Below are 23087 nucleotides of genomic sequence, written 5' to 3'. Positions count from 1 at the left end.
TCACTGTCAAGTACTGATTTTGCTGGCGAGGATAGTTCCCACAAGCGTCTCCGGCGCATCGGCGATGTCCAGCGTGACGCCGGCCTCGTCCTCCTGCAGCGGTTCCAGGTCATGCAATTGGCTGTCCAGCAGCGACAGCGGCATGTAGTGGCCTACCCGCGCCTGCAAGCGGGCGGCGATCAGTTCGCGCTTACCGTTAAGGTGGGCGAAGCGCAGCGCCGGATCGGCCTGGCGCAGCTGGTCGCGGTATTTGCGCTTCAGCGCCGAGCAGCCCAGCACCAGGCCGATGTTCAGCAGCCGCGCGCTGTGCACCTGCCCGGCCAGGGTCTGCAGCCAGTCGTGGCGGTCGGCGTCGTCCAGGGCGATGCCGGCCGACATCTTGGCCACGTTCGCCGGCGGGTGGAACAGGTCGCCCTCGACGTAGGACACGGCAAGCGCGCCGGCCAGCGCCTGGCCCACCGTGCTCTTGCCGCAGCCACTGACACCCATCACTACCCAGCGGGTACTTTTCATCCATATCTCCAAATAAGTTAGCGCTAACATCACAGTAAGAACAAATTGCGCCAACCACAGCGCAATAGACATCGTATTTGAGGGACACCGCTTAACGCCTGCAAGATAGCGTTATCATTTACGCAGACTTTAGACTAATGCGGAAATTTGTAAAGAAGTATTCATGCTGCGGCGCGCCAAATACCACGCCTGCCTTCGGCGGCTGCCGACGCCCCGCTCCACCGAGCGGGTCAAGTTGACACTGGCTGTCGCCACCTTTCCGCCTATCACATCTTTCTTCAAGCTAGTCGTTCATTACGACTGTTTTGCATGTCGCGCAGCGCTGTTAAAGCCAATGACTAAATGTATGCCACGCTAAAAATAACAAGCGAATTAATAGCCACATCCGGCGTCAAGTTAATAACAAATATATACAAATATCCGTCGGAATAAGCCAACACAGGCATTATTTTTTTAAAAATAAATGCAATACTAAACAGCCGCTTCCCTCCAAGAGTTATTACCATCCGCCACTTGTCACTATTGGAAAGGTAGTATTATGCCTGTCGATAACGTCAATAAGTCCTCGCCCGGTTTTCAGCAAACATACGAGGTGATAGTCATAGGCGGTGGCCCGATGGGGCTCGCCACCGCGTATTACAACAGCAAACGTTCGGCCTCCACGCTGGTGTTGGAACAGTTTACCTTCATCAACCAGCAAGGCAGCTCAGCCGGTGTCTCGCGCCAGTTCCGCATCCCCTATCCGGACGAATACATGGTGAAGATGGCCGAAGATGCGCTGCCCTACTGGGCCGAACTGCAAACCCACAGCAAGGAACAACTGCTGACAACGGTCGGCACCCTGTGGTTTGGCGACCCGACCGTCCAGTCGACGGAAGGCAACATCGCCGCCGCGGAACTGGCCATGCAGGCGCAGGACGTGGCCTACACCTCCTTGACCGTGGCGGAAATCGAAGAGCGATATCACTTTAAAGACTTGCCAGGCAATTACCGGGGCCTGTTCCAGGCCGACGGCGCCAGCATCGACTTGCGCGCCACCCAACGCACCCTGTACGACTGCAATCTCGCCAGTCCGCATGTGACGATGCTTGAGCAGTCGCCGGTCATCGGCATTCAGCAATCCGACCAGTTGTTCATGGTGACGACCCCTGGTGGCACTTATGTCGGCAAGAAACTGGTGGTCGTGCCCGGGCCTTATATCAACGACGTCATTAATCTGCTCAATTTCCGGATTGAGGCGACGTATTGGAATATGGCCTCGGCCTATTTCAAAAAAACCGACCCCGCCATTCAATACCCGACCTGGTTTGTTTTCCAGCAACCGGAAGGCAAGAGCGGCAATCAGTTCTACGGCTTTCCCGAAGTCGATTGGGACCACCCCGACTATATCCGGGTTGCGCCGGACTTCGTGATGACGCCCTTGTCCGATCCCAATCTGGCCAGCTTTGTCCCAAATCCCGAGGAATTGGCGTACACGTCCGAATGGGTGCGCAAACATATGACCGGACTCGACCCGACCCCGCATTACAAGTCCACCTGCCTGGTGGCGCTGAGCACGATCGCAGGCAAGGAAATGCTGATCGACTTTGCCCCAAGCTATGTGCCCAACCACCAAAACATCGTCATGTATGCAACCGGCTGGGCCGCCAAGTTCGTGCCGCTGCTGGGCAGCATCCTGTCGGAAATGGCGCTCGACGGCAAGAGCTCGTACGACATCTCGCACTTCCAGACCGGCCAACGCTACTTCAGGGCCATGTAAATAATTTAGCTACTTATATCGGGAGTCCAAAATGGTTGACAAAAATACGGCATTGAACACAGGCATGCAGGATGGATTGAAACTCGACGTGGCCATCGTGGGCGCCGGCATTTCCGGCATCTACACCGCCTACCGCCTGACCACGGCAGGCGCCAGCACCGGCAGTCAGGTACAGGTCTTCGACATGAACACGCGCATTGCCGGACGGCTCGAATCGGTACGCCTGCCCGGCATGCCGACGGTACAGGGCGAACTGGGCGGCATGCGCTACCTGACCTCACAAAAAATCGTCACGACGCTGATCGAGGAGGTCTTCGCCGATCAGATGGAAGCGGTTGAATTCCCGATGGGCGATCCGGCAGATCTGTACATCTACTTGCGCAAAGACCGCTGCATGCAAAACGCCTGGAATGCAGCGCAGGACAAGGGCGAGAAGCTGGCTACCCGCTACTACCTGGACGATGAAGACATCGGTTTCAGCGCCGATCAGCTATTCAGCAAAGTGATTTACAACGTACTGATGGCAGATCCATGGTTCAGGGAGCGTTACAGCGAATACGTCAGCCAGGACGGCGAGTACACCTACACCATCAAACTGACGCTGCGCCAGTGGGACCAGATCAAACCCAACCTGACCTACCGCTTCGAAGGCTCGCCGTACGACAAGCGCCTCGTCAATGACATCGGCTTCTGGAACCTGCTCAAGGACCAGGTATCGCAGGAGGGCTACACCTTCCTGTCGACCGCCGGCGGCTACTACTCCAACACCATCAACTGGAACGCGGCGGAAGCCTTCCCCTACATGATCGGCGACTTCTCGGCCGGCGCGACGTACAAGACCATCGCCGAGGGTTTTGACAGCACGGTCTATGCGATGGCGAACGACTATATGCGTCACGAAGGCGCATGCATCTGGTCCGAAAACAAGCTGCTGACCTTTAACCGGCAACACCCGCACAGCGCCACCCATCGCTATGAACTCGTGTTCCTCAACCTGAGCTCGAACGAGCAATGGCGGGTTTACGCCAATCGTCTGGTGCTGGCGATGCCGCGCCGCTCGCTGGAGCTTCTGGACCAGGACAACTTCTTCTTCAACATCAACGAGAACGCCGAACTGAACAACAACATCCGCTCGGTCATCAAGGAACCCGCGTTCAAGATCCTGATGGGATTTGAAACGCCGTGGTGGAAGGAGCTGGGCATTAACGCCGGCCATTCCATCACCGACTTGCCGATGCGTCAGTGCTACTACTTCGGCACAGCGAAAGTGACCGAGCATTCGATGCTGCTCGGCAGCTACGGGGACATGGAGACGGAGACGTTCTGGAAGGCGCTGTCCGACGATCCGGTGAAGTTCCGGCCGCGCGCGACCAAGCTGGCCTCGCAGTTTGAAGTCGAAAAATTGAACGACGTCGCAGCGAGCGACATGATGGTCAAGGAGGTGGTCAAGGAGCTGCGCGAACTGCACGGCGTGGGCATCCCCATGCCCTACGTCACCTGGTTCAAGGACTGGGGCGACGACCCGTTTGGCGCCGGCTATCATGCCTGGAAGGCCGGCTACAAGGTGCAGGACGTGATGCCCTACATGCGCAAGCCCATGCCGTCAGAGGACATACACATCTGCGGCGAAGCCTATTCGGACCAGCAGGGTTGGGTTGAAGGCGCGTTCTGCGAGGCGGAAAAGATGCTGCAGTCCTATTTCGGCCTGCCCCGCCCGAGCTGGCTGCCAGCCGACTATTACCTCGGCTGGTAGAGCGCCGCGCCGCTATGCGCGGTTCCGGTTGCGCGTTACATGGGCCCGCACCGATCTCGGCAGCGGGACCAGCGGAAGCACGCGCCCCACTCGCACGCAAGCTGCCGACCTGGCTTCCAGACAATTGGAGAAACCAGCGCCGCCTCGAATCGCATCCACCCACTGATGGCCGCCGCCGCAGTCTCCCTGACCCTGGTCAGTCTGGCCGGCGCCGCCGCAACTACCGGGCTGCTGCCCAACTATTGTTGAATGACGTCAGTGCCACTGGAGGAAGACCAGACGTCGACCAACAGTCCATTTACCCAACATTATTTGCGACTAGTACAGTCATTCGCCAGTGTTGTCGGTAGTGAATAGTCCACAATATACCGTCAACCCATTGATAATCATTCGATGCGGTTTTAACACGAAAACGAAGTGATTTCTTGTTGCCGACCGGCAAATATTCTGCCTGATCAAACTCACGCTGCATCATTGCATCCTCATCAGGGTGGATCATTGTATGCCATTCCAAATTCTTGTCTTCTCCGTCTTCCCCGCCAGTAATGCGATGCCATGCCGGCATACGATACGGTGGATGCCCAAATGGCATTAATAAAAGGATCTGGTCCATCGCAGCAAAGGAGGATGTGACTTCCTTGACAAAAGCATGACTTTTGCGTTGCTGAAACAATAGTTGGTTGTAGACTTCCAATAAGGATCGCCGTTGCGAGTTAACTACACTGAGCATCAATTTTGTTGAGTAGTGCGAACGTCGAAGATACTCAAGCAAAAGTATGGTGATTATTGCTATGATGAGGTTACTAGCCATGGCAATGAAATCGTCGCCTGTTGGGATCGATAGCGTGCCGTAAGGTTCCATAAAAAAATACAACCCCAAAGACATCCCGATGATTAGGCTCACAAACGCTGCGGCAACACCAAAAAAAAATTCCGTGATGATGCTGGCAATAACAAAAAAGAGAAACGGCACATGCGGTTCAATAACGGGATGAAGTATCTTTCTAATAGCAAGAGCGGCCAAGGTCAATAGCAAACCGATACCCAGCCGAAAAACGGGTGTTCCTGTGGTCCATTTTTTAGAATTTTTGTTTAGGTAAGGCATGTCATTCACTCCAATCGAAACCAATAATCGTCGGGCAGGCCATGTGGTCATATTGCTTCATGGGCTAGCCAGCAGCGCTCTTGAAGTAGCCCGTTTGGGAAAATATCTGACCAACAATGGACTCGCGACGTACGAGCCAAATATAACAGGATTTTGCTACGGCCAACCATGTAGTAAGTGGCGGGAGTGGATCGATGAAATTCGCCATGAGTATCGTCGCCTGTCAAAAATCTACCAAACCGTCTCTATTGTCGGAGTTTCCATGGGAGCGACTTTGGCGCTGGCGGTGGCGGCAGAGGAAGATGGTATAGCTGCATTGGTGCTACTGTCGGCCGCGATTGCATATGACGGCTGGGCCATTCCTTGGTACCGTTCCTTTCTGTCAATCGCTCGCCATTTTTCCTGGGCCAAAAATTATAAGTACCGCGAACGAGAGCCCTTCGGGGTTAAAAATCCTGAGATGAGAGCTAGAATAAAAAAGGCCATCCTATCCAGCGAAACTTCGGAGGCGGGAGGGGCGTACATTGGTTTTGATCATGTAAATCAAGCGGATGAATTGATTGTTCATGTACGAAAGAACGTTGATCTTGTGACCTGTCCGACCTTGATTATTCATGCAACCGAAGATGAAACGGTTAGTCCACGTAACGCTGACTGGCTGATGGAAAATATCGGCGCAAAAAGAAAAAAATTGATCTTTCTTGGCCAGAGTTATCATATGATTACCATTGATAATGAATATGAATTTGTTTTCCATGAATCCGAATCGTTTATTAAATCAGCTATCAATGCTATAGCTCCAAAGATGGCATTTGAACAACCCGATGTTATAAGCAAGGCTCTTCAGCGTGCACTTAGGCGGAGGGGAGATCGTTAACTATTAATGTGATTCAAGATTAGGTAAGTTGGGAGCGCCCTGACCTCTGGCGCCCCCCTCCCGGATCAAGCCCCGGCTTTCAATCGGCCTCCGCACGATCGCCAAAATACGGGAACGCCAGCGGCAACAGCAGCAAAGTAAAGAATGTCGCCGTGACTATGCCGCCGACGATCACCACCGCGAACGGCCGCTGGGTTTCCGATCCGATCCCGTGCGACAGCGCCGCCGGCAGCAGCCCCAGGCCCGCCATCAGCGCCGTCATCAGGATAGGCCGCAGCCGCGCCAGCGCGCCCTGCACCGCGCTGTCGGCCAGCGAGGCGTTGCCGCGCGCGATCTCGATGTTCTGTTCGACCATGATCACGCCGTTCTGCACCGAGATGCCGGCCACCGCGATAAAGCCCACCGCCGCCGACACCGAGAAGTGCAGCCCGGCCAGCGCCAGCCCGGCGATGCCGCCGATCAGCGCAAACGGCACGATGGCCAGCACCAGCAAGGCCCGCCGCACCGAGCGGAACGCCCAGAACAACAGCGAAAAGATCAGCAGCACGGTGATCGGCACGATCACCGCCAGGCGCTTGACGGCGCGCTGCTGGTTTTCAAATTGCCCGCCCCAGCTCAGCGTGTAGCCCGGCGGCAGGCTCACCTGCTGCGCCACCAGCTGCTGCGCCTCGGCCACGAAGCTGCCCTGGTCCCGCCCCAGCAGGTTGGCCTTGACCGAGGCGTTGCGCGAGCCGCCCTCGCGGCTGATGCGCGCCGCCCCCTGGCGCACGCCGATGCGCGCCAGCGAACCGAGCGGCACGGTGCCGGCGCCGCCCGGCAGGGGCACCGGCAGCGCCGCGATGTCGTCGACCGAGGCGCGGTATTCCGGCTTCAGGCCGACCACGATGTCGAAGCGCCGGTCGCCCTCGAAGAAGGTGTTGACCGCGTTGCCCGCCAGCGCGGCCTGCAGCGCGGTGTTGACGTCGGCGATGTTGATGCCGAGCCGGGCGATGCGCTCGCGGTCGGTCACCACGTCCAGCTCGCTTTGGCCGCCGATGCGCACCGCCGCCACGTCGGCCGCGCCGGGAATGCGGCTCAGGATGGCGGCCACCTGCTCGCTCTTCTGCGTCAACACGTCCAGGTCGGGGCCGGCGATCTTGACGGCGATCTCGCCCTTGACGCCCGACAGCGCCTCCTCCACGTTGTCCTCGATCACCTGCGAGAAGTTGGTCGGCACGCCCGGCAGGCGGCGGATGCGGGCCGAGATGTCGGCGATCAGGCTGTCCTTGTCGGCGAAGCGCCATTGGTCGCGCGGCCGCAGGTCGGCCAGGATCTCCATGTTGTTCGGCCCCTTGGGGTCGGTGCCGTCGTCCGGCCGGCCCACGTGCGAGATCACGTTGCCCACCTCCGGATAGCCGCGCAGGATGGCGCGCACCTGGCGCTCGACCTGCTCGGTCTTCTCCAGCGCGGCCGAGGTCGGCAGGCTGACGGTCAGCCAGATGTTGCCCTCGTCCAGCTTGGGCAGGAACTCGCTGCCCAGCAGCGGCGCCAGCGCCAGCGTGGCCAGCAGCAGCGCGCCGGAGCCCGCCATCACCGCGCCCTGGCGGCGCTGGGCCGCCGTCAGCACCCGGCGGTACAGTTCCGTGGCGCGCGCCATCCAGGCGCTGTGGCGCTCCTCCATCGGATGGCGGCGGATGGTCCAGGCCAGCAGCGTCGGCACCAGCGTCATGGTCAGCACGATGGCGCCCAGCATGGCGAAGCTGAGCGTGAACGCCACCGGCGAGAAGATCTTGCCCTCGACCCGCTGGAAGGTGTAGATCGGCAGGAAGGCGACGATGATGATGGCCTTGGCGAACAGGATGGGATGGCCCAGCTCGACCACGGTCTGCTTGAGCGTGCGCTTGCGCCACGCGGCCGGCGCCAAGCCGCTGGCGGCCTGCTGCCCGTGCAGCGCCAGGCGCACCATCAGCGCCTCCACCAGCACCACCGCGCTGTCGATGATGATGCCGAAGTCCACCGCGCCGAGCGAGATCAGGTTGGCAGGGATGCCGCGCGCGTCGAGCATGATGAAGGCGCACAGCAGCGACAGCGGGATCACGGTGGCGACGATCAGCGCCGCCCGCCAGTTGCCGAGGAAGACGATCAGGATGGCGATCACCAGCGCCGCGCCCACCAGCAGGTTTTCACCGACGGTGCGCACGGTGTGGTCGATCAGCTCGGTGCGGTCGTAGATCATCTTGAGCCGCACGCCCTTCGGCAGCGCGGCGTTGATGCGCTCGACCTCCAGCTTGAGCGCGCCGACCACCTTGGCCGCGTTGCTGCCCTTGCTCATCTGGACGATGCCCTCGACCACGTTGTCGTTGCCGTTGTAGGCCACCACGCCCGAGCGCGGCTGCGAGCCGGCCTGCACCGTGCCCAGGTCCGACACCAGCACGGTCTTGCCGCCGCGCGCGCTGACGATGATGCGGCCGATGTCGTCCAGGCTGGCGACGATGCCGATGCCGCGCACGCTCAGGCCCTCGTCGCCGCGGCGCACCGTGCCGCCGCCGACGTTGGCGCTGTTGGCCGCCAGCGCCGCGCCGACCTGGTCCATCGTCACGCCGTAGCGCTGCAGCGCGGCCGGCTCGACCAGCACCTGATACTGCTTGACGGTGCCGCCGAAGCTGACCACGTCGGCCACGCCGGAGACGATGCGCAGGCGCGGGCGGATCACCCAGTCCTGCAGCGCGCGCACCTCGTTCATCGGCATGCCGGCCGGGGCCTCGACGATGTAGCGGTAGATCTCGCCGACGGCCGTGGTCAGCGGCGCCAGCGACGGCTGCACGCCGGGCGGCAGGCTGACGTTGCCGAGCTTTTCCAGCACCTGCTGGCGGGCGAAGTAGTCGTCGGTGCCGTCGGCGAAGGTCAGCGTGACCACCGACAGCGCGCCGATGGTCACCGAGCGCAGCTGCGTCTGCTGCGGCACGCCGCTCATCTCGCGCTCGATCGGCAGCGTGACGGCGCGCTCGACCTCCTCCGGCGCCTGGCCCGGATACTGGGTCACGATCTGCACCTGCACGTCCTGGACGTCGGGGAAGGCCTCGATCGGCAGGTTGCTGAAGGCGCGGTAGCCGAAGCCGAGCAGCGCCAGGGTCAGGATCAGCACGAACACGCGCTGCTTGAGCGCGAAATCGATCAGCTTAGCGAGCATGGTCGCCGGCCTCCGCGTTGAGCAGGAAGGCGCCCTCGGTCACCACCCGTTCGCCGGCGCGCAGGCCTCTGTCGATGTAGCTGTCCTGGTGGCCGCGCAGCGCCACGTGCACGCGCCGCTTGGCAAAGGTGTTGGCGCTGGTCTCGACGAACACCGATTCGTACATGCCCTCCATGAACAGGCTGGTGTTCGGCAGCGGCACGGCGCTGGCGCCGGCGCGCTCGGTCTCGAAGCTCACGCGCGCGAACATCTCCGGCTTGAGCGCCAGGTCGGCGTTGTCGACCGCGCAGCGCACCTGGATGCGGCGCGTGGCCGGGTCCAGCGTCAGGCCGACGCGCTGCACCACGGCGGCGAAGCGGCGGCCCGGATAGGCGTCGGTCTCCAGGCCGACCGCCTGCCCCGCGTGCACCGCCGCGGCGTTGCGCTCGGGCAGGTCAACCAGCAGCCACAGGCGGTGCAAATCGGTCACCACGAACAGCGGCGCCGCCAAGTCCGGCCGCACCTCCAGGCCGGGGCTGATCTGGCGCTCGGCGATCACGCCGGCCACCGGGCTGCGCAGGCTGAAGCTGCCGTCGGCGGCGCCGCCGCTGGCGTGCAGGTTCTTCAACCTGGCGGCGGCGCGCTGGGTCTCGGCGCGGGCCTGCTCGAAGTCGGCCTCGGCCGTCTCGTCGTCCTTGCGGGCCAGCACGCCGGCCTGGAACAGGTCGCGCGCGCGCTCCAGCGCCAGGCGCTTGCGCTGCTCGTCGGCGCGCGCCTTGGCCCAGTCGGCCTGCGCCGTGCCCAGGTCGGGCGCGTCGATCACGGCCAGCACCGCGCCGCCGCGCACCGGCTCGCCGAGCTCGCCGTGCAGCGCCGTGACGCGGCCGGCGATGGGCGAGCTGATGCGCGCGGTCAGGTTGTCGTCGTAGGCCAGGCGGCCGTTGACCGGCTCCGACACCGGCAGCGGCGCGACCGTGGCCACGCCGATCTTCAGCGCCGACAGCTGCGGCGCGCCGGCCTCGAAGCGCACCAGACCGGATGGGGCTGGGGCCGGCGCGGCGGGCGCCGGCCGCGCTTGCGAGGCGTAGACAAAATGCAGGGAGGCGGCCAGCGCGCCGCCCAGCAGCAGCGCGAGGACCAGCTTGCGCAGGGTCAGGTGTATCGTCATGGCGGGGAACTTTCGGTCAGGGCGGCGCGCCAGGCCGCCAGGGATTTGGCGTAGTCGTTGCGGGCGGCCAGCGTGTCGAGCTGGGCCGCGCGTTCGTTGCGGCGCACGTCGAGCACGTCCATGATGCCCATCGCGCCGCGCTGGAAGGCGTACTCGGCGGCGGCGGCCGACTGGCGCGCGGCCGGCAGCAGCTCGTCCTCGCTGCGGCGCAGCCGGCGCCACGCGCCCTGCGCCTGCTCGGCGCCCAGCAGCAGCTCGGCGCGCGCCTGGCGCCTGGCCTTGTCGAGATTCTCGCCGGCGATGTCCAGCGCCGCCTCGGCCGCGCGGATCTCGCCCTGGTAGGCGTAGCGCCATTGCAGCGGGATCTGCAGCGCGACGCCGTAGCTGTTGCCGCCGCCCTGGGGATTGGCGGCGCTGGCCGGATAGTGTTCGAACTGCAGGCCGACCGTGACGTCGCCGCTGCGCTGGGCCAGCGCCAGCTGGCGCGCGGCGCGGGCAGCGTCGAGCCGGTCCTGCGCCGCCTGGACATCGGGACGGCGCGCCAGCGCAGGGTCGTCCGACACCAGCGCGGGCGGCGCGGCCAGCGTTTCGACGGGCGCCGGCTCAACCCCGGCGCGCTCGGGCTCGCCGAGCAGCGACATCAGCGCGATGCGTGCGGCCGCCACGTCGGTCTCGGCCAGCTGCGCGTCGTTGCGGGCGCGCAGCGCGTCGACCGTGGCGCGCGCGACGTCGGCGGCCGCCAGGTCGCCGGCCTGCAGGCGGCGCCGGGCGGCGGCGACCGTGGTGTCGGACAGCGAGGCGCTGTCGCGCAGCACGGCCAGACGCGCGGTGGCGGCCTGCCAGTCGTAGTAGGCCAGGCTGACCTGCAGGCGCAACTGGCGCTGGCTGTCGCGCAGGTCATCGCGGGCAGCGCGCTCCAGGTGGCCGGCGTTGGCCACGCGCAGCTCGCGCTTGCCGCCGCGTTCGATCAACTGGTCGATGCGCACGGCGCTGTCTACGGTCTTGTCGCGCAGCTTGCCGCTGCCGACGCCGAGGCCACGGTTGATGTTAAAGCTCTGCAGCGTCAGCGTGGGATTGGGTGGCGCGGCCGCGCTCAGGCCGGCGGCCTGCGCGCTGTCGACCGCCAACGCAGCCAGGCGGGCGTCGCTGTTGTGCTCGGCGGCGCGGGCGATCGCCTGCGCCAGCGTCAGCACCTCGGCGTGGACGCCGGCGCACGCCAGCGCCAGCCATGCGGCGGCGCAGCCGCGCGCGCGCCGTGAAAAAAATCGGCTCATCTTTACATCCGGGAAAGGAAGGTCGGTTGCCGGGCTCAGGGCGCCGACGGCATGACGCGGGTGATGCGCGACAACGCGCCGGTGGCGCAATCGGCCGGCCACAGCTCGACCATTTCCCCCATTTGCACGGTCACGCCGGGCGGCAGCTCGGCCACCTCGGTGTGCATCACGCGCACGTGGCGGTAGCTCAGGCGCACGTAGTGGTGCTGGGTCAGGTCGGCGGGCGACATGCCGGTCAGGCAGGCCGGGATGCGCTCGGGCGGCGTGCTGGCGTCATAGAATTCCGCCACCCAGCCGCGCTTGGCGCCGTGCTGCCAATCGACCGGCGCCGCCGCGTGAGTGGCGCAAGCGGCCAGAGCGAAACAGACGAGCAATGCCAGAAGTGTGTGGACTGATTTCAAAAGTGCCTCGTGATGTCGGTAACAGGAGTGGCCGAATTCTAGCGACCTTGAGCTAACGACAAGATGAACACTTTATTACGGATCGGTTAGGCGGCATGACGCCGGGGCAGGCCCCACCAAACAATCCACGCCACCACGGAACGCAGCGGGGCCGCAGCCGGTCCAAATGAAAGCGCCCTCCCTCATCCAAGCAAGGAGTTCATCATGGAATCTCGGTTTGATCACGTTGTCGTGCTAATGCTAGAAAATCGCTCGTTCGATCACTTGCTCGGATATCTCGGCAAAGGCGACGGCCTGACCGATGGCGAACGGACCAACTACCTGACGCCGTGCGATCCGACGTCGCCAGCCTTCTCGACCCGCAAGGGCGGCGATTTCGTCGCCGTTGGGCAGGGCCCCTCCCACTCGACCAAGCAAACCAATGAGCAACTGTTCGGCAAAACCGCGGTCGGCAAAAACGTCGATCCCGCCAGCGCAACGCTTGATGGTTTCGTCGCTTCGTTTGCGACGTCCCTGAAATACGACCTCAAACGCGAACCGACCGACAGCGAGCTCCAGCAAGTGATGAACTGCTTCGATCCCATCCAGCTACCTGTACTGTCCACGCTCGCCCGTGAATTCATCTTGTGCGACCGCTGGTTCGCCGATGTGCCGGGGCCAACCATGCCGAACCGCGCCTTCGTCCACGCCGCCACGTCACAGGGCTACACATACAATGCCAACTGGAAGCCCCACTTCGAGTGCGATACGATCTACGACCGTATCAATGCCAAGGACGGCAGTTCATGGCGGGTCTACTATCATGACAACAATGATGTGGTCGAGCTTTACCCCAAAGTGCAAAGAACCGCCGCAAACAACGTATTATTCGAAGAAAATTTCCTCAGCGACGTGGCCGGCGACAAACTCGCGACCTACAGTTTCATCACGCCGGCCTTCATGGGAACGCCAGAGCATCCCACCAACAGCATGCACGCGCCAGCCGACGTGCGTCCCGCTGAAAAACTGGTCGCCGATGTCTACACCGCGTTCAAGTCCCACGAAGACGTCTGGAAGAAGACCCTGCTCATCGTCGTCTTCGACGAGCATGGCGGGTACTACGACCACGTGCAACCGCCGAGAGCGGTTTCGCCGGACGGAATCGACGGCCGCATGGACGAACCGTATCTGGTTCCCTTCGGCTTTGACCGCTATGGCCTGCGCGTACCCTGCATATTGGTCTCGCCATGGTTCCCGCCTGCGGTCGACTCCAGAGTCTACAGTCATGCGACGATACCCGGATCGGTCATCGAGGCGTACTGCCTGGGCAAGTTCCTCACCGAACGCGATGCCCAGTCCAACAAGCTGTCCAGGTATTTCGACCAGGCGACTCCCGCCGTCTGGCGAGACAAAACCCCGGAAGTGGAGGTGCCGGTACAACCCCAGGGGCTCGATGCCATGCAGCGCGAAATGCTGGATGGCTCGGTGCACCTCGACCCGCATCCGGAAAACAGGAACAACTTGCGGACCAGGGATATCGTGGATCCTCAACAAGCCAAACAGTTCGTCCGCATCCAGGTGGCCAAGCATCTGGAACACTATCTGGCCGCCGGCGGCGACGCAAAGAAATCCGCGGCCCTGTCCGCCGACATCCAGTCCCCATCCACGTCCGTCAGCGCATCAAGGATAGCCGAACTCAAAGCATCTTCCGGCAAGACCGGCGTAGCACGGCCAAGACCCTAGTCGGGGCGGCGACCGATAGCCGTTACACCCTGTTCCTGCTGCGGACCACATAGGCCAGCACCGGCATCAGCAACAGCACCAGCGGCAACTGCACCACCAGACCGGAGATGATGGCGATGGCCAGCGGTTGCTGCATCTCCGAGCCCTTGCCGATGGCGAAAGCCAGCGGCAGCAAGGTCAGGATGGCCGCCAGCGTGGTCATCGCGATCGGCCGCATGCGGTTGATGCCGGCTTCGACCAGCGCCTGTTCCATCGGCATGGTGCGCAACAGGTCCTGCTGTTCCGAGTAGTAGAAGATCGCCACCTCGGTGGCCATGCCGATGATCATGGTCATGCCCATCATCGCGGATATATTCAGCTCCGTGCGGCCGATCCACAGGCCCGCGAACACCGCCGACACCGCCAGCAGCGCCGTCGCCAGGATGGCCAGCGCGATGCGGAAGCTCTCGTACATAAACAGCAGCAGCAGGAACACCAGCGCGGCCGCGGCGGCAAACACCATCAGCAAGCCCTGGAAGGCGATCTGCTGCTGCTCGTACAGCCCGCCCAGCGCGAAATACGCGCCGGCCGGCAGGGCGTCGGACTGCGCCATCGCCTGTTTGACGTCGGCGATCACCGAGCCCAGGTCGCGCCCGCTGATGCGGGCGGTCACCGCCACCATGCGCTTGAGGTTTTCGCGGGCGATCTGCGGCTGGCCGGTGAGCGCCTGCACCGTCGCCACCCTTTGCAAGGGGAACAGGTGGCCGTCCGGCGCGCGGATGGGCAACTGCAGCAACGCCGTATCCGTGCCGCGCAGGGCCTTGGGTATCCACAGGCGCAGGCCCACCATTTTCGAACCGACGGCGACCCGCGTCGCCACCACGCCGTTGAGCATCGCGTCGACCGACTTACTGACCGCATCGACATCGCTGCCCTCCTGCGCCGCCTTGGCCGGGTCGATGTGGATCAGCAGCGCGTCGCCGGCCGGATTGATGCCGTTGCGGACATCAACCACGCCGCTAATTTTCGCGATGCGCGCGGCCACCTTCTGCGCCGCGCGGTTCAGCTGCTCGGGCGTGTCGGCGAAAATCTTGATTTCGACCGGCTGCGGCACCGCCGTCAGGTCGCCGATCAAGTCCTCCATCAGCTGTGCCATTTCGATCGTCAGGCCGGGCACGTCGCGTTCGACGCGGCCGCGGATATCGTCCATCACCGCCTCCACCGGACGGCGCTCACCAGCTTTGAGGCGGATGAAGAAGTCGCCGCTGTTCGCCTCGCTCAGCCCCCCGCCCAGGCCGGTGCCGGTGCGGCGCGAATAGCTTTCCACATCGGGGGTGTTGCGCACGATCTGCTCGACCTGGCGCAGCAGCCGGTCGGTTTCCGACAGCGCGGTGCCGGGCGGGCTGCGGTAATCCAGCACGAAGCCGCCCTCGTCCATCGCCGGCATGAAGCCCGAACCGACCGCCCTGAACGCCAGCACGCCGATCAGCACCAGCGCCACCACCGCCGGCAGCACCAGCAGCGGCCGCCGGAACAGCGCCGTCAGCGTCCGGCGATAATGGCCTTGCAGCCAGAGCAGCAGGCGCGACGCTGGCTGCGGCTCGGCATCGCGCGCCTTGAGGAAGCGCTCCGCCAGCAGCGGCACGGCCAGCCATGTCAGCAGGAAGGAAATGAACAGGGCCGCCGCCATGGTCAGCGACAAGGCCTTGAAGAAGGCGCCGGTCACGCCGCTGAGGAAGGCCAACGGGGCGAAGATCACCAGCGTGGAAGCGCTGGAGCCGGCCAGCGGACGGGTGAATTCGATCGCCGCGGAAATCACGCGTTCGTGCATCGCCCCCTGCCCGCCCTGCAAGCGGCGCACGATATGCTCGATCATGACGATGGCGTCGTCGATGATCAGCCCGACCGCCGCCGCCATGCCGCCCAGCGTCATGATGTTGAAGCTCATGCCCAGCACCGACAGCAGCAGCACCGTGCTGGCCAGCACGGCCGGCACCACCAGCACCGCGATCAGCGTCACCTTGACGTTGCGCAGGAACACCAGCAGCACCAGGGCGGACAGGCCGATGCCGATCAGCACGGCGTCGCGCACGCTGGCCGCCGATTCCGTCACCAGCTCGCTCTGGTCGTACCAGCTGGCGATCTGCACGCCGGCCGGGATATTGTGGCGGTACTCCGCCAGCTTGGCCTTGACGTCGGCGGCGATCTGCACGCTGTTGCTGCCCGGCTGCTGGTACACCGAGAACAGCACGGCGTCGCGGCCGTCGGCGGTCACGCGCGTCCACTCCGGCACCACCGCCTGCTCCACCGTGCCGACGTCGGCCAGCCGCACCATGGCGCCGGCGGCGTTGCGCAGCACGGTCTGGCGGATCTGCGCCAGGCTTTGCAGCCGGGTGTCGGACATCACCAGATACAGCTTGTAGTGATCCTCCAGCCGGCCCACCGCCGACAGGACGTTGGCGGCCGCCAGGGCGCGCGCCACCTCGTCCAGCGTCAGGTCGTGCGCGCGCAGCCGAAGCGGGTCGACCGTCACGCGGTATTCCTCCAGCGCGCCGCCCATGGTTTGCACGCTGGACACGCCGTTCACGCTGGACAGCAAGGGCCGCAGCTGGTACTCGGCCAGGTCGCGCAGCTGCACCGGCGACAAGGTGCCCGACACCAGGCTGTAGGCAACGATGGGGAACACGGTCGGGTCCATGCGCCGCGTGGTCATCTGCGTCCCGGCGGGCAGTTGGCCGAGCACCTGGGCGATGGCGGCGTTGACCTCCAGCGTGGCGCCGGCCATGTCGCGGCCCCAGTCGAAATTGATCGACACTTCCGCCGAGCCGCGGCTGGTGGTCGAGCGCAGGTTGCGCACGCCCGGCACGCGCCGCACCGCCTCCTCCACCGGCCGCGTCACCAGCATTTCCATCTGTTCGGCCGGCTGGTCGCCGGCGTCGAGCGACACCACCGCGCGCGGGAACGGGATGGTCGGGAACAGCGACACCGGCAGGTGGAAGGCCGCCACCATGCCCGCCATGGCCAGCATCAGCAGCAGGAACAGGATAGAGCGGCGGTGCGACTGGGCCCAGGCCGCGACACTCATGGCTGGCTCCCGCGCACGGCGTCGCCGTCGTGCAATTCGTAATTGCCCAGCACCACCACCGGCAGCGCCGCATCGAGCGTCCCGTCGACGCCCACCACACGCTCGCCCTCCAGCAGCTTGCGCACCGCCACGCGGCGCGCCTTGCCCTGCGCCACCTGGAACAGATAGGCGCCCTGGTCGTCCACCAGCACCGCCTGGCGCGGCACCGACCATGCCGAACGGCTGCCCAGCTCGATCAAGCCCTGCACATGGCTGCCGACCGGCATCCGCGCCTGGGCGGCGGCCGGCAGCAAGGCGATCGCGCCGGCCATCTGCGTCTTGGGATCGATCATATTCTGTATCGAAGCGATGCTGCTGGCGACTGCCGGCGCGTCCTCCTGCAGCGGCGCCAGCGTCACCCTCATGCCGGCCCTCAGTTCGGCGACGCGCGCAGGTTCGACCGCCAGCAGCACCTTCAGCGCATCGGTGCGTCCGAGCTGGACGATGGTGGCGCCGGCCGCCAGGCGGTCGCCCTGGGCGACCGGGATGGCGGCGACCACGCCGGCGAACGGCGCCCTCAGCTCGACCTCGCCGTGGGCGCCGTTCAGGCGCGCCTGCGCCGCCAGCACGGTCTGCGCATCGGCCGCGGCCTTGGCGGCGGCATCGACCTGGGACTGCGTGGCCAGCTGCAAGGCCAGCAACGCCTGCTGCCGCTTCAGCTCGCGGCGGGCGAATTCCAGCGCGCTGGCCGCCTGTGCATAGGCCACCAAACCGTTCGGATCGCTGGACAGGACGGCCAGCAGGTCGCCGCGCCGCACGGACTGTCCGGCAACCACGGCCATCCGGGTCAGCTGCCCGGCCTGGGGCAGGCTTTGCGACTCGACTTTGCCGGCCGCGATCTCGCCAAACACGCTCAGTGTCATCGGCATGGGCTGCATGCTGGCCCTGACTGTCTGCACCAGCACGCTGCCGCCGCCGGCCGCGTCGCCGTCGGCCGCCGCGCTCGCGCCGCCCGAACGGGAATACCACCAGGCGGCGCCGGCGGCCAGGGCCAGCAGCAGCGCCGCGCCGATCAATTTCATTCGGGTCATGGTTTAACACTTTCAAGGTTGGTCATATCGATGCCGAGCACGGTGCGCAAGCCGACCCGTTGTTCCAGCATTGCCTGTTCCAGCGCGATGCGCTCCAGTCGCCTGGCCAGGAGCGCCGATTGCGCCTGGGCGTGGGCCAGCAGGTCGGCATCGCCGGCGCGGAAGGCTAGCTCGCTGCGCGCCAGCACGCTGGCCAAGTCCTGCAAATCGGCGTCCAGCCTGGCGGCCTGCGCGAGGTTCAGCGCCTGTTCGTCCAGGATGCGCTGGACGTCGTTGCGCGCGGCCTGCACCCGCACCTGGTATTCGTCGTACGCCTTTTGGCGGCTGGCCTGCCCGATCGCGATAGCACCGCGATTGCGGTTCAGGAAGGGCAACGACAGCGTGACGCCGATGCCGCTCGAATAGACGTTGCTGGAATCGCGTGCGCGGGTAAAGCCCAGGGTCAAGGCAGGGAACTGCGCCAGCAGCGCGCCCCGATAGCGCTGGTCTTCGGCCTGGTACGCGGCCTGCAGCGCACGCAGGTCGGGCCGCCGTTGGGCGATATCGGCCAACGCCGACCGCGCCAGCGTCGCATCGACCGCGCCCGCCTCGCTGTCCGGCCGCAGCACCAGGACCGCTTCGGGCGCGAGCCCCAGCAAGGCGTTCAGTTCATGGGAGTACTGGTTCAGCAGCTTCTTCAGGTCGAACACCTGACGGTCCACGTCTTGTAGCGCGGCCAGATTGGGGGTGACCGCGTCGCTGCTCACCAGGCCGCTGTCGAGCGCACCGCGCGTGCGCGCATAGCGGTCGGCGAACAGCCGGCGCGTGTCGTTCAACACCGCCATCTGCTTGCGCCCCTGCGCCAGCCTGACGAACAGCAGCTGCGCCTGCGCGGCCACCTGCCATTCCTGCCACAGCAGCGCGAGATCGGTCTTGGCGGCCTCGTACCCGCTGGCACGCTGCAGCGCGCCATGTGTCAGCAAGCCGGCGATGTCATAGCTCACTCCGGCGCCGAAGGCCCTGGTGGCGCCTGGGCCCGCGCTGTTGGACAGGTCGCCGCTGAAGGATAGCTGCGGATCAGGCAGCAAGCCGGCGGAGAACGATTGCGCGTGCGCGATCGCCGCATCGTCGCGCACCAGCCGCAAATCAGGATTGTTGACCACGGCCAGCATCGCCACTTCGACGATATCAAGGCCGTCGTCCGGCGCGAAGCGATGCGCGGCCATTGGCGGAAACGGCAGGCTGCGCGTATCGACCACCAGCCTGCCCGGCTGGCCCTCCTGCAGCGGCAGCGGCTGGTAGCTTGCGCAGGCCGACACGCAGGCGCAGGCCAGCAGCAGGCCGCGCCGCAGCAGCGGGGTGTTCAGTGCCAAAAACATAGTGGAATCCAAGCAGGGCTTAACAATGCGTGCAGAATACTTGCGACAGAATTAAGTCCGTGTTAAACCAGGCCAGATAGCTGGCCGCCGTCTTTCGGCTCAAGCAGCCGTCCCGGACCAACCGCCGCTGGCTCGCCGGTGCTGGTTACACTTGCTTACCCAGGAAACGTCTGCCATACATCCCGTTTGCCGGTTCAGCCGTTAATGGCCTATCAGCGCGACATCTGCGCCATACCGGAGAACGAAAATGGAAACCACCGCCGCCTCGAATCGCATCCACCCACTGATGGCCGCCGCCGCAGTCTCCCTGACCCTGGTCAGTCTGGCCGGCGCCGCCGCAATTACCGGGCTGCTGCCCAACTCACATGGTGCGGCCGTATCCAATCCAACCGCCGACATGACGAACAACGCCGGCGCTCCGCTGGCGCAGCAGGCGGCGCCTGCCCCCATCGTGCGCGAGGTGGTTCGCTACAAGACCATCGTGCACCATGAATACCCGCGTCGCCAGCAAATCGCCTACGACAGCGACCGTGCCCAACCGTCACAAGCCGGGCAAGCCCGGGACTACCAACCAGCTTCCGCCTATCAGCAGCCCACACCGGTCGCACAGAACAGCCCGCTCGGCATAGGCATAGGCGCCCTGCTCGGCGGCCTGGTGGGAAGTCATGTGGGCGGCGGTAATGGCCGCACCCTGGCAGCCATCGCGGGCGCCGTCGGCGGCGGTTACGTGGGCAATGAAATCGCCAAACGCAATCAGCCCGTTGGCCAACCATAGTCCCGGCCCGGCTTCATTCCCCAACGAGAAACAAGGACATTAAAAATGACTGGAAAATTATTTTATGCGGCGGCACTGGCCGTCGCGCTGAGCGCCTGCACAACCGTCGTCAAAGAGCGCGTCGTGGTCCACGAGCAGCCCGCCGTTGTGCGCCTAGCCCCGGCGCCTATCCAGGAAGTGATTCCGCCGCCACCAGCGTCGGGTTACGCCTGGGTTCAAGGCCACTGGGCATGGCGTGACCACGGCTGGCGATGGCAGCCAGGACACTGGTATCAAGGCTCCGTGCGTCCGATGCCGACTGTAATTGTTGAGCAGATGACGGTCGCTCCCAGCCCTGCCCATTACTGGATTCCAGGCCATTGGAGTTGGCACCACAACGAATGGGAATGGTCGCGCGGCCACTGGGAGCGATAAAGCCTACACATCCCTGAAATTAAAAAGGCCGTTGATGATCGCATTCGTATCATCAACGGCCGTCATTTTAGCGTCCTCAATTTCTATCAGCGCGCCGTCACCGTCACCGGGATCGTCAGCTGGGCGCTGCCTCCAGCGTTATCGGTCACCACCACCTTCATTTGGTAGCTGCCGGCCACCGGCGCGTTCCAGTACGGCATGACGCTCAGGCCGCTGGACTGGAACATCATGCCCAGCGGTACCCCGGAGATCGTGATCGACACCGAACTGACGCCATTATCGACGATGGTGATCAGGCCCGTCATCGGCTTGCCCGCCACGCCCGTCATGGCCGCGGCCGTGATCAGCGGGCCGCCGCCACTGATTTGCACCGTGTACCTGGCCTGGCCGCTCAAGCCGGTCTTGCTGTCCCTGGCGGTGACGGTGACGGCGTAGACGCCGGCCACCGGCTTGGCCCAGCTGACCAGGCCCGCCGTGCTGATCGCCATGCCGGACGGCGCGCCGCTCAGTGCATAGGTGACCGGATTGGCACTGCTGGCCGCCGCCGAGAACGACAACGCCACGCCCGCCTTGCCGTAGATGGTGCCCGAGCCCAGCACCGGCGCCGACAACGGCGCGACGACGACGGTGTACACGCCCTGCCCGCTGAGGCCGGTCTTGCTGTCCTTGGCGGTCACGGTGACGGCGTAGGTCCCGGCCACCGGCGCCGCCCAGCTGACCACGCCGGCGCTGCTGATGCTCATGCCGGACGGCGCCCCGCCCAGCGTGTAGCTGACCGGATTGGCCGCCACGGTGGAAATCGTGAACGTCAAAGCGGTCCCGACCGTGCCCTTGATGCTGGCCGAGGCCACCTGCGGCGCGGCCGCGATCGTCAGGCCCGACAGCGTCGACAACAGGCTGGACACGTTCGGCGTGCCCAGGCCAGTCAGCTGATCGTAGCCGGTCTTGGCGGTGCAAGCGGCGCAGCTGCCGTCGCTGCCGGCGGTGATGTCGGCAAAGGCCGACGCATAGGTGCCCGGCACGGTGGCGATTCCGCCGTACAGGGCCGCGTGCGGCGCGCCCAGTGCCGCCTTGCCGTTCAGCGCGCGGGTGGCGTTGGCCACCGCGATCAGGCCGGCCCACTGCGGCGTCGACAGGCTGGTGCCGCCCACGCTGCCCCAGCGCACCGTGCTGCTGCCGGGCGCGATCATCGCCACGTACTGGCCGGACGAGGGGTCGGCATTGAAGGCGACATCGGCCACCGTGCGGCGCGCGGGCGTCCCCATGCCCGGCACGGCGCTGCTCTGGTAGCTTGGCGCGGCCGTGTACAGGCTGACGCCGCCGCCGGTGCCGGACCAGGCCGTTTCGGAACGCAGCCCGCTGCCACTGTAGCTGAGCGTGGTGCCGCCGACCGCCAGCACATGCGGCGCGACCGCCGGCCACGACACGCCCGCGCCGGAGTCGCCGGTGGCGGCCAGATAGGTCATGCCGGCGGCGGCGAACACGCTGTCGGAGGAGACGGCACCGCTGCTTTCGGCGCCGCCAAAACTCATCGAGACGATGCCCGGCCCCATCGCGTTGGCCAGCCTGGCGCCGCCCAGCAGATTGTTGTAGCTGGCATCGGCGGTTTCGATCAGCACGATGCGGGCCAGCGGCGCGGTGGCGTGCGCCCACTGCACGTCGAGGGTGATCTCGCTGGCCCAGCCGGCGTCGTACGCGGGCTGGGTCGCGGTCATGGCGCCGCCGGCGGTGCTGTACACCACGGCCAGTTCGCAGCCGCCGGTGGAGGCGGCGGCCAGAGGCAGGCTGGCCGTGGGAGCGATGGTCTTGGTGGTGCAGGCCGGCAGGCTGAATTTGGTGTTGAACGCGGCCAGTTCGGCGGCCACGTTCGGGTCGTGCTGGGCGTCGAGGATGTAGATGGTCTGGCCGGCGCCCAGCTGGGCCGCCTGGGCCGCCGTCAACACGCTGCCGGCCGCCGGCAGCGCCGGCAAGCCATAGGCGGCGCGGATCTGGGCCGGCGTGTAAGTCGCCACCGCGCTGCCGGAGGCGGCCGGCGCGGCGGCCGCTGCCGGGCTCAGGCTGCGCATGGCTTCCAGGTGTCGGCTGTGCAGCGCCTGCATGGTCAGGCGGCGAGTCGAAAGGTGCTGGAATTCGGTCGGGACGGCCTGCGCGTGCACCGGCGCGGCGGCGCTGTCGGCATGGTCGTCCGGCGCCTCCAGTTCGACCGGCGCCATGTGGAACGACGGCAGCGCCATGCGCCGCGCATCTTCGGCCGGCAGCGTGCCGGCATCCAGTATCAGCGTGGTCGAGCCGGTTGCCAGCGGAGCTGCGCCCTGGACCAGGCGCGGCTCCGCGGCGTTGTCCGCACCGCCCGCGCCGCATGCGCTCAACAGGGCAGCCGCACACAGCGAGAGCGCCGGCAGCGCAAGCGCCGATGCGTTAAATTTTGTTAAATGTTGATCTTTCATCATCCGCCTTGGTGCCGCCATTTTGTATCCACGTGGAAATTATCGCACACTATTTATGCATTGCAAGTTTGGGAACGTATCCACGGGCACGGCCCTGCCCAGCAATCTTCCTTTTTAGAAATATAAATCCATATTTCACTAAACATTTCTCAATTGGAATGGATACCTTGCCCAGGAAGCGCCGCATCAGCGGGGTTGCAACATAAATCCACGCGGTCGAGGCCGCGCCCAAGTAAAGA

Annotated in this window: 16 protein-coding genes; 6 read left to right on the top strand and 10 right to left on the bottom strand. The window is 64.8% G+C overall.

Features of this window, described 5'->3' with window-relative positions; translation table 11 throughout:
- Window positions 1–6: 6 nt before the first annotated feature.
- Window positions 7–513, bottom strand: a complete 507-nt coding sequence (locus AC07WS_RS10295) for a gluconokinase (RefSeq protein WP_494728961.1) — start codon at window positions 511–513, stop codon at window positions 7–9.
- A gap of 538 nt (window positions 514–1051) precedes the next feature.
- Here AC07WS_RS10295 and AC07WS_RS10290 point away from each other — a divergent pair.
- Together AC07WS_RS10290 and AC07WS_RS10285 are read left to right on the top strand one after the other, a co-directional pair.
- Entirely contained in the window at window positions 1052–2272 is a 1221-nt protein-coding gene (locus AC07WS_RS10290) for an FAD-dependent oxidoreductase (RefSeq protein WP_494728960.1), read from the top strand.
- 31 nt (window positions 2273–2303) lie between these two features.
- On the top strand, window positions 2304–4025 hold the full coding sequence (locus tag AC07WS_RS10285) for a flavin monoamine oxidase family protein (protein ID WP_494728959.1): 1722 nt from the start codon (window positions 2304–2306) through the stop codon (window positions 4023–4025).
- Window positions 4026–4323: 298 nt separating this feature from the next.
- On the opposite strand, the gene AC07WS_RS10280 is transcribed toward AC07WS_RS10285, so the two are convergent.
- Window positions 4324–5130, bottom strand: coding sequence for a DUF4118 domain-containing protein (locus AC07WS_RS10280; protein WP_494728958.1), 807 nt, complete (start codon window positions 5128–5130; stop codon window positions 4324–4326).
- Here AC07WS_RS10280 and AC07WS_RS10275 point away from each other — a divergent pair.
- Window positions 5129–6007: an alpha/beta hydrolase gene (locus AC07WS_RS10275; protein WP_494728957.1), complete on the top strand. Its 879-nt coding sequence runs from the start codon at window positions 5129–5131 to the stop codon at window positions 6005–6007. The genes AC07WS_RS10280 and AC07WS_RS10275 overlap by 2 nt on opposite strands.
- A 79-nt stretch (window positions 6008–6086) precedes the next feature.
- On the opposite strand, the gene AC07WS_RS10270 is transcribed toward AC07WS_RS10275, so the two are convergent.
- From AC07WS_RS10270 to AC07WS_RS10255, 4 genes are read right to left on the bottom strand one after another with little or no spacing between them, the layout of a single operon-like run.
- Complete coding sequence (locus AC07WS_RS10270) at window positions 6087–9176, bottom strand: efflux RND transporter permease subunit (RefSeq protein WP_494728956.1); 3090 nt, start codon at window positions 9174–9176, stop codon at window positions 6087–6089.
- A complete protein-coding gene (locus AC07WS_RS10265) occupies window positions 9166–10323 on the bottom strand; it encodes an efflux RND transporter periplasmic adaptor subunit (protein WP_494728955.1) in 1158 nt (385 codons plus the stop codon). Before AC07WS_RS10265 ends, AC07WS_RS10270 begins: the two co-directional genes overlap by 11 nt.
- A complete protein-coding gene (locus AC07WS_RS10260; RefSeq protein WP_494728954.1) occupies window positions 10320–11597 on the bottom strand; it encodes a TolC family protein in 1278 nt (425 codons plus the stop codon). Before AC07WS_RS10260 ends, AC07WS_RS10265 begins: the two co-directional genes overlap by 4 nt.
- Before the next feature lie 35 nt (window positions 11598–11632).
- Window positions 11633–11998: a hypothetical protein gene (locus AC07WS_RS10255; protein ID WP_494728953.1), complete on the bottom strand. Its 366-nt coding sequence runs from the start codon at window positions 11996–11998 to the stop codon at window positions 11633–11635.
- Window positions 11999–12202: 204 nt separating this feature from the next.
- Here AC07WS_RS10255 and AC07WS_RS10250 point away from each other — a divergent pair, with 204 nt between their 5' ends.
- Window positions 12203–13720 carry an alkaline phosphatase family protein gene (locus tag AC07WS_RS10250; RefSeq protein ID WP_494728952.1) on the top strand — a complete coding sequence of 506 codons (1518 nt, stop codon included), beginning with the start codon at window positions 12203–12205 and terminating at the stop codon, window positions 13718–13720.
- A 22-nt stretch (window positions 13721–13742) separates the two neighbouring features.
- Here AC07WS_RS10250 and AC07WS_RS10245 read toward each other — a convergent pair whose 3' ends face one another.
- From AC07WS_RS10245 to AC07WS_RS10235, 3 genes are read right to left on the bottom strand one after another with little or no spacing between them, the layout of a single operon-like run.
- The gene (locus tag AC07WS_RS10245) at window positions 13743–16784 is read right to left on the bottom strand and encodes an efflux RND transporter permease subunit (RefSeq protein ID WP_494728951.1); all 3042 of its coding nucleotides are present in this window, start codon (window positions 16782–16784) and stop codon (window positions 13743–13745) included.
- Window positions 16781–17854 (bottom strand): efflux RND transporter periplasmic adaptor subunit, encoded by a 1074-nt coding sequence (locus AC07WS_RS10240; RefSeq protein WP_494728950.1) that lies wholly within the window; start codon window positions 17852–17854, stop codon window positions 16781–16783. The genes AC07WS_RS10245 and AC07WS_RS10240 overlap by 4 nt, the downstream gene beginning before the upstream one ends.
- Complete coding sequence (locus tag AC07WS_RS10235; protein ID WP_494728949.1) at window positions 17851–19212, bottom strand: TolC family protein; 1362 nt, start codon at window positions 19210–19212, stop codon at window positions 17851–17853. Before AC07WS_RS10235 ends, AC07WS_RS10240 begins: the two co-directional genes overlap by 4 nt.
- 247 nt (window positions 19213–19459) lie before the next feature.
- On the opposite strand from AC07WS_RS10235, the gene AC07WS_RS10230 reads away from it, so the two are divergent.
- Together AC07WS_RS10230 and AC07WS_RS10225 are read left to right on the top strand one after the other, a co-directional pair.
- Window positions 19460–19987, top strand: a complete 528-nt coding sequence (locus AC07WS_RS10230) for a glycine zipper 2TM domain-containing protein (RefSeq protein ID WP_494728948.1) — start codon at window positions 19460–19462, stop codon at window positions 19985–19987.
- A gap of 45 nt (window positions 19988–20032) precedes the next feature.
- Window positions 20033–20401: a YXWGXW repeat-containing protein gene (locus AC07WS_RS10225; protein ID WP_494728947.1), complete on the top strand. Its 369-nt coding sequence runs from the start codon at window positions 20033–20035 to the stop codon at window positions 20399–20401.
- Between the two features lie 86 nt (window positions 20402–20487).
- Here the strand turns inward: AC07WS_RS10225 and AC07WS_RS10220 are convergent, their stop codons facing one another.
- A complete protein-coding gene (locus AC07WS_RS10220) occupies window positions 20488–22851 on the bottom strand; it encodes a S53 family peptidase (RefSeq protein ID WP_494728946.1) in 2364 nt (787 codons plus the stop codon).
- Between the last annotated feature and the right edge of the window lie 236 nt (window positions 22852–23087).

It is taken from the genome of Duganella sp. GW821-FHT01E12, assembly GCF_059422325.1.
Note: the sequence above shows the minus strand (reverse complement) of the source record. Positions and strands in the feature narration are given on the sequence as shown.

Bases quoted from the DNA above. Each gene is read 5' to 3' on its own strand.
- AC07WS_RS10235 (WP_494728949.1), bottom strand. From the start codon at position 19,212: ATGTTTTTGGCACTGAACACCCCGCTGCTGCGGCGCGGCCTGCTGCTG.
- AC07WS_RS10230 (WP_494728948.1), top strand. From the start codon at position 19,460: ATGGAAACCACCGCCGCCTCGAATCGCATCCACCCACTGATGGCCGCC.
- AC07WS_RS10260 (WP_494728954.1), bottom strand. From the start codon at position 11,597: ATGAGCCGATTTTTTTCACGGCGCGCGCGCGGCTGCGCCGCCGCATGG.
- AC07WS_RS10265 (WP_494728955.1), bottom strand. From the start codon at position 10,323: ATGACGATACACCTGACCCTGCGCAAGCTGGTCCTCGCGCTGCTGCTG.
- AC07WS_RS10225 (WP_494728947.1), top strand. From the start codon at position 20,033: ATGACTGGAAAATTATTTTATGCGGCGGCACTGGCCGTCGCGCTGAGC.
- AC07WS_RS10220 (WP_494728946.1), bottom strand. From the start codon at position 22,851: ATGATGAAAGATCAACATTTAACAAAATTTAACGCATCGGCGCTTGCG.
- AC07WS_RS10295 (WP_494728961.1), bottom strand. From the start codon at position 513: ATGAAAAGTACCCGCTGGGTAGTGATGGGTGTCAGTGGCTGCGGCAAG.
- AC07WS_RS10245 (WP_494728951.1), bottom strand. From the start codon at position 16,784: ATGAGTGTCGCGGCCTGGGCCCAGTCGCACCGCCGCTCTATCCTGTTC.
- AC07WS_RS10240 (WP_494728950.1), bottom strand. From the start codon at position 17,854: ATGACCCGAATGAAATTGATCGGCGCGGCGCTGCTGCTGGCCCTGGCC.
- AC07WS_RS10290 (WP_494728960.1), top strand. From the start codon at position 1,052: ATGCCTGTCGATAACGTCAATAAGTCCTCGCCCGGTTTTCAGCAAACA.
- AC07WS_RS10280 (WP_494728958.1), bottom strand. From the start codon at position 5,130: ATGCCTTACCTAAACAAAAATTCTAAAAAATGGACCACAGGAACACCC.
- AC07WS_RS10270 (WP_494728956.1), bottom strand. From the start codon at position 9,176: ATGCTCGCTAAGCTGATCGATTTCGCGCTCAAGCAGCGCGTGTTCGTG.
- AC07WS_RS10285 (WP_494728959.1), top strand. From the start codon at position 2,304: ATGGTTGACAAAAATACGGCATTGAACACAGGCATGCAGGATGGATTG.
- AC07WS_RS10275 (WP_494728957.1), top strand. From the start codon at position 5,129: ATGTCATTCACTCCAATCGAAACCAATAATCGTCGGGCAGGCCATGTG.
- AC07WS_RS10250 (WP_494728952.1), top strand. From the start codon at position 12,203: ATGGAATCTCGGTTTGATCACGTTGTCGTGCTAATGCTAGAAAATCGC.